We start from the raw sequence: 8762 nt of genomic DNA on the forward strand, positions 1-8762 counted from the left end.
TCACAGACAGTATGTTGGGCAATGACTATGAGATATCTGCCCAGTCTTTCTATCAGGTTAACACCGAGATGGCTGAAAAGCTCTATCAAACAGCTATTGACTTCTCAGATTTAAACAGCGACAGCATTGTTATTGATGCCTATTCAGGAATCGGGACAATCGGTTTGTCATTTGCAAAACAGGTCAAGGAAGTCTACGGCGTTGAAGTCATCGAAACAGCCGTCGAAGATGCCAAGAAAAATGCAGAACGTAACGGCATTACAAATGCCCACTATGTGGCTGACTCAGCTGAAAATGCCATGGCCAAGTGGAGTAAGAATGGCATCAAACCAGACGTCATCATTGTGGATCCACCACGTAAGGGCTTGACAGAAAGCTTTATTAAAGCCAGTGTTGCCATGCAACCTGAAAAGATTACCTACGTCTCATGTAACCCAGCAACAATGGCGCGTGATATCAAACTCTACCAAGAATTGGGATATGAATTGAAGAAAGTACAACCGGTTGATTTATTTCCGCAAACGCACCACGTGGAGTGTGTAGCTTTGCTCGTAAAAGCCTAGAACCTTTGAACGAAAGGGATAATGAAAAGCCTTGATTGCAAGGCTTTTTCTTGCATTTCTGTGATAGAATATAGTTAATTATAAATCGAGAGCAACTAAGAAGCAGTAAAAATATTATTTATAAAATAATCAAGCTAAGGAAGATAAAATGACAGAAATTGACAAAAAGAATTTAAAAAAATATCTTTATTTTACATTTGGAATCACTTATATAGCTTGGGGGCTTCTTGCCATATTTACACAATTCAATATTTTGGGATTAGAAACCTTTATAGGGAGAATATTACATATAGTAGGTGCACTTGGACCAGCTATTGCAAGTGGGTTTTATTTGAAAAGTAACAATATAAAATTTAAACACTTTGTATTTAATAAGAGAGAAAATAGTAGTATTTATTTCATTATTCATATGTTAGCAATTTTGATACTATTCTCTGTATCTTCCTTAGAATTAAACGGAGTATCAATTTATTTAATGCCACTATTCTTTATTCAATTAATTTTTTTTGGTGGTGGACATGAAGAATTAGGATGGAGAGGTATATTACAACCCTTACTTGATAAAAAATATACATATTGGCAATCTAATTTGATTGTAGGATCAATTTGGGGGATTTGGCATCTGCCTTTATGGTTTATAGTAGGAGAAAGTCATCAAGGATTTCCTTTTATTTTATTTTTTATATATACATTATTTTTAAGTTTTGTTTTAGGGCTTCTTTATCGTCAAACGAAATCTGTCGGTTACTGTATATTATTTCATGCGTTCGCAAATTTGTTAAATCTCTATTTTGTGTTGAAGATTAATCTTACTTTTATTATCATTTTTATAGCTTATTTAATTTATACAATATTAGCAAGTAATAGAATTAGTAAGGAAAAGCAGGTGGAAAAATTGTAAAAGATCTACAGGAACTTTTCTGTGGTGGTATCATTCGTATTTTTCGGATTTAGATGGATACTATTGGGAAGTTTCATGGGGACCGAATTTTCAATTTGATGAAAATGGACTATTGAAATTTTAGTAATTAAGGGAGATAGCAAAAATGGCTTCAAGTAAAGAATATTTAGATTTCATTTTAGAACAATTGTCCGAGTTGGAAGAAATATCATATAGAGCAATGATGGGTGAGTATATAATTTATTATCGAGGGAAAATCATAGGTGGAATTTATGATGATAGATTTTTAGTGAAGCCTGTCAAATCTGCAATAGCGTATATGCCGAATGTAGAATACGAATTGCCGTATGAAGGTGCAAAGGAAATGCTATTGGTAGATGATGTTGACAACAAAGAATATTTAACCGGCTTATTTAATTCAATGTATGATGAGTTACCTGCACCCAAACCAAAGAAAAAGAAATAATAAAATATGAAGTTGTGGGGAAGTGAAGATGGATTTTAATAAGATGATTCCGGAATTATCGGTTTTTGATATTAATAAAACAAAAAAATTCTATAGCAGATTAGGATTCAAAATAGAATACGAACGCAATGATGAAAGGTTTGTTTTCATGTCTTTTCAAGGTAGTCAGTTTATGTTTGAACAAATTCATGATGATGGGTGGAACACAGGCGAATTAAGTTATCCCTTGGGAAGAGGTATAAATTTTTCAATAGCAGTCGAAGATGTTGAAGGAATTTATAAATTAGTGAAAACTCTAAATTTTGAAATATATAGAGAACTAACAAGAAATCAATATCAAGTTAATGGTGCAGAAGAAACACAAATTGAGTTCTTAATACAAGATCCCAATGGATATTTATTAAGATTTACAAATTGATAAATGCCAATTTGTTGAATTTAGCAAGGTATAAATTTCTATGAAATGAAACCTACAAAACTTGTACGGATATTGTAGGGTAAGAAAAGAAATCTTCCTCTATACTAAAATAAACTGAAGGAAAGGGGGAATCGAAATGAATATTATCAAGTCGTTTAACGATACGATTGATTATCTTGAAACAGTTCTTGATGATGAAATTGATGAAAAGAAAGTAACTCAGTTATCCGGATATTCGTATTCAATGTTCAGTCGCTTGTTTTCTATTCTGACTGAAACAACGCTTTCAGAATATTTAAGAAGCAGAAGATTGACGGAAGCAGCCGCTATATTAAGAAATACGGATGAAAAAATTATTGACGTTGCTTTCAAATTTGGATATGAGTCATCAGATTCATTTGGGACAGCTTTTAAATATTTTCATGGATTTACTCCTTCTGAGGTAAGAAATGGAAAACCTTTCAAATTAGTATCACGAGTGCAATTATCACTAAGTGTAAGAGGAGGAAGAAGCATGAACATTACAATTCAAAAGAAACAAGCATTTACAGTTGCTGGGGTAAATGAACAAAGCATCAATTCATCATTATGTCCGAGTGTATGGAATAAGCTATATGAAAAATATAGACACGATGAACTTGCAAGTTTAGGAAGCGGTCAAAGTATGGGCGTTTGCCATGACGTGGAAAATCCAAGCACAATAAATTATATGGCTGGTTATATCGTTAATGATTTAGACAAAGCCACAAGTATGGGCTTAGATGTTTTGGAAGTGGAAGAAGCAGAGTATGCAGTTGTAGAATTAGTAGGAAGTGTTCCGGAGTGCATTCATAACGGGTGGAAATATGCAATGGAAGTATTCTTCCCTGAGCATGGCTATATTCATTCAGGAAAATCTGACTTTGAATATTACTATGAAGGTGATATGCACAGCAATGATTATAAAATGGAGCTGTGGATTCCGATAACTAAAGCTTAAAAACCAGCTTGTCGAGCTGGAAAATTCCAGTTTGCCGAGGTAATACCTTTTAACGATAACCTCAAGCTATCGTTAAATAGTTTAGTGGATATGTTTCCGCATACAACTCAACTACTTGACATACTTGGTGTTCACTCGTTTTAGGTTGATGGAGTATCGCTGCTTGTGTGAGCTGAGCCATCAGCGAAGTAGAAGCAGATGTACGTCCCATGTAAGGTACACCCAAGAAAACGAGCAAGGCGAAGTTTGATTAGCTATGTGCTACTGCAGACTGAGAACGTAGTTCTGTTGACTAAAGCATACAAGTAAAAGTGTAAAAAATCTTAAAATATAAATAAATTGAATCTAGAGACCAACTAATGAAGAAATTTTAGTACTGCACTTGACTATGAACTTGTCACAAATTATTCTAAAGAGTTTATGGAATTATATAATGGAATTTATTTTTAAACAAAGACAAATTAGAAGTTCTGGAGGGTTGATTTATGGGTGATGTTATTCTTGAACAATTAGCATCAGATGATAAGGAGCAATTTATATTAGATAATCAGGAAGCATTTAATTATGGTGCAATGGTGGAGTTTGGTCATAGAGATAACCACTTCGAAGAAGATGGACAAATTATTTCAAGAAAAACAATTGAACAGTCTATTGCCGACGGAAAGGCTTATCGTATCATATACAATAATAAAAAAGTCGGTGGAATTGTAATAAATGTTAATGGTGAAAAAGGAGAACTGGATTTGCTGTTTGTATCTCCAAATGTTCACAGTAAGGGAATTGGTTATGCTGCATGGTGTGAGATTGAAAAAATGTATCCTCAAGTAAAACTTTGGGGGACGGTAACTCCATATTTTGAACAACGCAATATTCATTTTTATGTAAACAGATGTGGCTTTCACATTGTAGAGTTCTTTAATAAGCATCATCCCGATCCTAACGAAACAGATAGTATGGATGAAGAAATTGATTTACAATTTCGAGATGGGATGTTTAGATTTGAGAAGAGAATAGATTAGCATTTTTGATTTTGCTGAGATAAAATAACTTTCAGTTTTGCCTAGAATGACAATTCCCAGTTTGTCGAGGTAATACCTTTAAATGATAACCTTATGCGATCGTTAAAAGCTCTATAGACATGTTTCCACATACAGAAAGGTTTACTTGACATACTTAGTGTTCACTCGTTTCATGTTGAGGCGGTATCACTGCTTGTAAAATCTGAAAAATAAATTTGCGTAGCGCTGTAAAGTTTAAATGGAGGGTTATCGATGGTTATATTGGAATTTTATCAAGGTGATTATCAAAAGGAATTAGTCGCGTTTGATTCTTTAAAAGAGGGGAGAGCGTTTGTAGCTCAAATCCCGGGGTATACTTTAGAAACAGAAGACGGGTTTGAAGTGGAGTATGTGAACCCAAAATACTTGCCGGATTATATGGAAATTGTCTTTAACGGAAATATTGTCCCTATATCTAGATTTTCGTTTAATTCTGAGGAAAATGTGGACATTATTTGGAAAGAAATTTCGAATCTATCCGTTAAAAACGATAAAGTGATCGAAGGCTATTCAAAAATCGACGCGTATGTCGTTAACAACGATGAAGTTAAAGCCTATGTCGAAGCAAGAGAAGCGAACTATGGCAAGGCAAAAGACTTCTTAGAACGCAGTGGATATGAAGTCGACAGAAGTTTTTTCGGAAGTGAAGACGGCGAAGCGATTCTCTACAGAAAACGCGGAACCGAAGATTGGCACTTCTTGTGTCACTTAGACCCGCTGTTTGTAGAGATTGAAGATGTAGAAGGATATGTGAAAGAAGAGATTCAATCGTTAAACTAAATAACGTTGTAAAGGTGTGGCGTGAGTTATATTTAAACAGACTTCTATTTTGCTGGATGATGGAATCAAGGAGAAATTTATGACCTTAAAACAAATTAATTTTATCCTTTTAAACATTGGGAAATCATCAGCAACTTGTATAAGCAGTCCTTTCCAAAGGAGGAGCGAATTCCTTTGGACTCGGAGATGTATTGATTCTTCCGATAAATCAGTAAAACATACCTTACCAAAATTGTACTGAACGAAAATGTTATCTAATTTAGTAAAGAACAAAAGTTTTCCGTATTGACCAAGTCATTGCTAAAATTACAGAAGCCTTCCCAAATGTCGTTTCCATCATCCAAAACATCAACGATAAGAACACTAACGCCATCTTTGGTAAGGAGTTCCGCACCCTTTATGGTCAAGACACCATCACAGACAGTATGTTGGGCAATGACTATGAGATTTCTGCCCAGTCTTTCTATCAGGTTAACACCGAAATGGCTGAGAAACTCTATCAAACAGCTATTGCCTTCTCAGACCTAAACAGCGACAGCATTGTTATTGATGCCTATTCAGGAATCGGGACAATCGGTTTGTCATTTGCAAAACAGGTCAAGGAAGTCTACGGCGTTGAAGTCATCGAAACAGCTGTCGAAGATGCCAAGAAAAATGCAGAACGCAACGGCATTACTAACGCCCATTATGTGGCTGACTCAGCCGAAAATGCTATGGCCAAGTGGAGCAGGGATGGTATCAAACCAGAAGTTATCATTGTGGACCCACCACGCAAGGGCTTGACAGAAAGCTTCATCAGAGTCAGTGTTGCCATGCAACCTGAGAAGATTACCTACGTCTCATGTAACCCAGCAACCATGGCGCGTGATATCAAACTCTATCAAGAATTGGGCTACGAATTGAAAAAAGTACAGCCAGTGGATTTTTTTCCGCAAACGCATCATGTTGAGGCGGTATCACTGCTTGTACGAGCTGAGGCTTCAGCGAAGTAGAAGCAGATGATCCACCCATGCGATAGCTGTCGTAGAGTAAGGAGTGTACGACGAAACGATACGGAGACAGCGAACCGCTGAGTGTGTAGCTTTGTTGGTAAAAGCGTATAAACCTTGTAACTAAAGGGATAATGAAAAGTTGTGAAGGTAGGCTCTTTACTCGAATAGAGGGAAGTATCAGAGTAATAGTTGAAGTTGGGCTTCTAGATACGATAGCCTGCCATGCTATCAATCTATTTTAAAATTTCTTGGAGGATGGAGTTATCATGAATCAAGTTGTCGACTACATTAGTATTTCAGAAGTTGGACAAATTGTAATAACTTTCCTTGAAGGAATTGAGGTAGATTTATAAGAGACTGTGACTGGGAAGTTGCTGGGATTTGGTACTATTATGATATAATATATTAAAAATAACCTTAGGAGAAACTATAATGGCTAGAGCAGAAGTGGAAGCTATATTAAAAAAGCTTTCTATAAATGATGGTGGAGTGTTATGTTACGAAGAGAAGCAATTCTTAACTGAAAATAAGGTACCAGCTTTTCAAAATTTAGAGTTTAAGAAAATTTTATCCAATGGTGCGAACGGCATCACGTTTATTGTATTTCATAAGAATTTAAAAATTGAACAACTAGTCAAGTTTTATTTTATTACTAAAGATAAAATTGAAATCAAAGCAATTGAGGAAACAAAAAAAAATAGTAGTGTGAAACTAGGTGATACAATTGCGAGGGTATATGATAGTGGTAAATTGCTTTTTCCAGTACATGTTTATTACTCGATTATGGAATTAGTAGAAAACTCTTTAACATTAGAGGATTATTTGAAAGTTAGAGCAGGTTTTATTTCAGCGTTAAAAGAGATTTCTTCATCTGAAAAAATGCTAGAGAAAAGTTCTGTGTTTGATATTATTCTTCAGGAGGGAGTGAATCTTTGTATTTATTTTTTGAGAGATATTTCGTATTTGATAAAGTACAAGATAAGACACGGAGATTTGAATCCAGGGAATATTATGATTGGAGGATCAATATTAACTGATAAGCTTAGTGATTTAATTGATGAATATAATAATATCAAGCAAAATAAAAAATGTACCCCAGTTGAATTTGAGAAAATCAAACAAACAATATTATGTTATAAAAATAATTTCTATAATGAAGTATTTGTGGGTGAAATTAGGCAAGATAGATTACAGGTTAAATTAATTGATCTAGGTACTAGCCATGTAAACCCAAGTACTGTTGAAAAGACTAATCAGAGGGATTCATGGTTTATTTTCTCTACAATTAGAGATATTTTAGCACCGATATTTGATGAGTTGTCAATTGATTTTCATGATTATTTTCATTTGAAACAAGTTGGTGAACACCATGTAAAAAAATTAGAATATAATTTCAAACTAGAAGAGTATTCTGAATTAGGGGACTACTATGCATCTAATCTGAATCCTTCTGTTCAATTTCATGTTGAAAATGGTAAATTGGATTTATCAACTCTTTCTGTGGATGAAAAATCTAGTATTATACAGCAATGGAGCACTCACAATTCATTTTCTGATGAGTTAGATAGACTAATTCAAGAGTATACGAATAGTCCTCTATCAACTGATTCAAAGGTTGATGAAATAATTGTTAAAATGCTAGTCGAAGCGGGAGAAATTTTCAACAATTTACAAATCCTATCTCATAAATTACAATTTGAACTGGTTGCGAAGGAATTGATGTTTGAGAGTAGTACTCGATATAATGGACAGATTCCTTATCAAATGTTAAGTTATGAAATGTTCAAGTTTGTAGCGGTTACGAACATACTACTTGGCTTAATATTTCATCAAGGAAACTTTGATTTGTTAGGAAACCAATATGATCCACTTTATAGAGATCTAGCAAGTATTATTAATTATAATAATAATGTATCTTCACTTGAAGATGTTTCATATAGATTCTTTATTTCAGATATTTTTGATTATAAATTTTATGAAACAGGTAGTATACTTTTAAATTTAAATAAAGATAAGAAGCTATGGTCTAACAATATTTTAATTGATTTCGATTCGTACATTAATGATTTTATACAAGCTGTTGAAGTAGTCAAATAGTATAATCCTAACAATTTTTAGACTAAATTTTGTTTTATAGTATAGGTATACAATATCAGCACATGTTGAGGCGGTATCCCTACTCGTACGAGCTACAAAGTAGTGAAGTAGAAGCAGATGTTCCTCCCATGCTAGGACTCGTAGAATAATGAGGAGTGATCGACGAAATGATACAGCAACAGCGAACTGCTGAGTGTGTAGGATGCTTATAAAAGAGTAAAAACCTTGTAACGAGGCAATAATGAAAAGCCTTGATTGCAAGTTTTTTTGCGTTTTGTAATAGAATATGGTTAGTTATAAATCGAGAGCAACTTAGAAGCGGTGATAAATTACAAGAATAAGTGCAACATTTACTCGAACTCATCCTCTAGAGCTTCACAAGCAGTTCGGTAAGCTAAACATTTTCGTGGTCTGTGATTGATAATCATATAAAGCCTTGTTCAAAGCCTCATCAGAGATAGTGGCTAAATCTGATTTCTTTGGGAAATATTCTCTTAGTAAGCCATTT

At 34.3% G+C, this 8762-nt stretch carries 8 protein-coding genes and 4 pseudogenes; 11 read left to right on the forward strand and 1 reads right to left on the reverse strand.

What is annotated here, in order from left to right; translation table 11 throughout:
- The 11 genes and pseudogenes from rlmD (HMPREF2867_RS03355) to HMPREF2867_RS03400 all read left to right on the forward strand — a co-directional run.
- Nucleotides 1–563, forward strand: a 563-nt coding sequence (rlmD, locus tag HMPREF2867_RS03355) for a 23S rRNA (uracil(1939)-C(5))-methyltransferase RlmD (RefSeq protein ID WP_070575816.1), incomplete at its 5' end; no start/stop codon positions are given.
- A 148-nt stretch (nucleotides 564–711) separates the two neighbouring features.
- The gene (locus HMPREF2867_RS03360; RefSeq protein ID WP_070575819.1) at nucleotides 712–1464 is read left to right on the forward strand and encodes a CPBP family intramembrane glutamic endopeptidase; all 753 of its coding nucleotides are present in this window, start codon (nucleotides 712–714) and stop codon (nucleotides 1462–1464) included.
- Nucleotides 1424–1588 (forward strand): annotated as a pseudogene (locus tag HMPREF2867_RS11745) (VOC family protein); the annotation flags it as partial. The gene HMPREF2867_RS03360 and the pseudogene HMPREF2867_RS11745, both read left to right, overlap by 41 nt.
- A 21-nt stretch (nucleotides 1589–1609) precedes the next feature.
- Nucleotides 1610–1930 carry a TfoX/Sxy family protein gene (locus HMPREF2867_RS03365; RefSeq protein ID WP_003003487.1) on the forward strand — a complete coding sequence of 107 codons (321 nt, stop codon included), beginning with the start codon at nucleotides 1610–1612 and terminating at the stop codon, nucleotides 1928–1930.
- Nucleotides 1931–1958: 28 nt separating this feature from the next.
- Nucleotides 1959–2348, forward strand: coding sequence for a bleomycin resistance protein (locus HMPREF2867_RS03370; RefSeq protein ID WP_007157256.1), 390 nt, complete (start codon nucleotides 1959–1961; stop codon nucleotides 2346–2348).
- A 136-nt stretch (nucleotides 2349–2484) separates the two neighbouring features.
- Complete coding sequence (locus HMPREF2867_RS03375; RefSeq protein WP_070575822.1) at nucleotides 2485–3327, forward strand: AraC family transcriptional regulator; 843 nt, start codon at nucleotides 2485–2487, stop codon at nucleotides 3325–3327.
- A gap of 485 nt (nucleotides 3328–3812) precedes the next feature.
- Entirely contained in the window at nucleotides 3813–4346 is a 534-nt protein-coding gene (locus HMPREF2867_RS03380) for a GNAT family N-acetyltransferase (RefSeq protein WP_070575825.1), read from the forward strand.
- Nucleotides 4347–4598: 252 nt separating this feature from the next.
- Nucleotides 4599–5165 carry a hypothetical protein gene (locus HMPREF2867_RS03385; RefSeq protein WP_070575829.1) on the forward strand — a complete coding sequence of 189 codons (567 nt, stop codon included), beginning with the start codon at nucleotides 4599–4601 and terminating at the stop codon, nucleotides 5163–5165.
- A gap of 266 nt (nucleotides 5166–5431) precedes the next feature.
- A pseudogene (rlmD, locus tag HMPREF2867_RS03390) lies at nucleotides 5432–6157 on the forward strand (23S rRNA (uracil(1939)-C(5))-methyltransferase RlmD); the annotation flags it as partial.
- A 254-nt stretch (nucleotides 6158–6411) separates the two neighbouring features.
- A pseudogene (locus HMPREF2867_RS11510) lies at nucleotides 6412–6510 on the forward strand (site-specific recombinase resolvase); the annotation flags it as partial.
- A gap of 79 nt (nucleotides 6511–6589) precedes the next feature.
- Nucleotides 6590–8254: a protein kinase family protein gene (locus HMPREF2867_RS03400; RefSeq protein WP_070575833.1), complete on the forward strand. Its 1665-nt coding sequence runs from the start codon at nucleotides 6590–6592 to the stop codon at nucleotides 8252–8254.
- A 350-nt stretch (nucleotides 8255–8604) separates the two neighbouring features.
- Here the strand turns inward: HMPREF2867_RS03400 and HMPREF2867_RS11515 are convergent.
- Nucleotides 8605–8762, reverse strand: a pseudogene (locus HMPREF2867_RS11515) (IS30 family transposase); the annotation flags it as partial.

This window comes from Streptococcus sp. HMSC064H09, from assembly GCF_001812625.1.
Lineage (GTDB): Bacteria > Bacillota > Bacilli > Lactobacillales > Streptococcaceae > Streptococcus.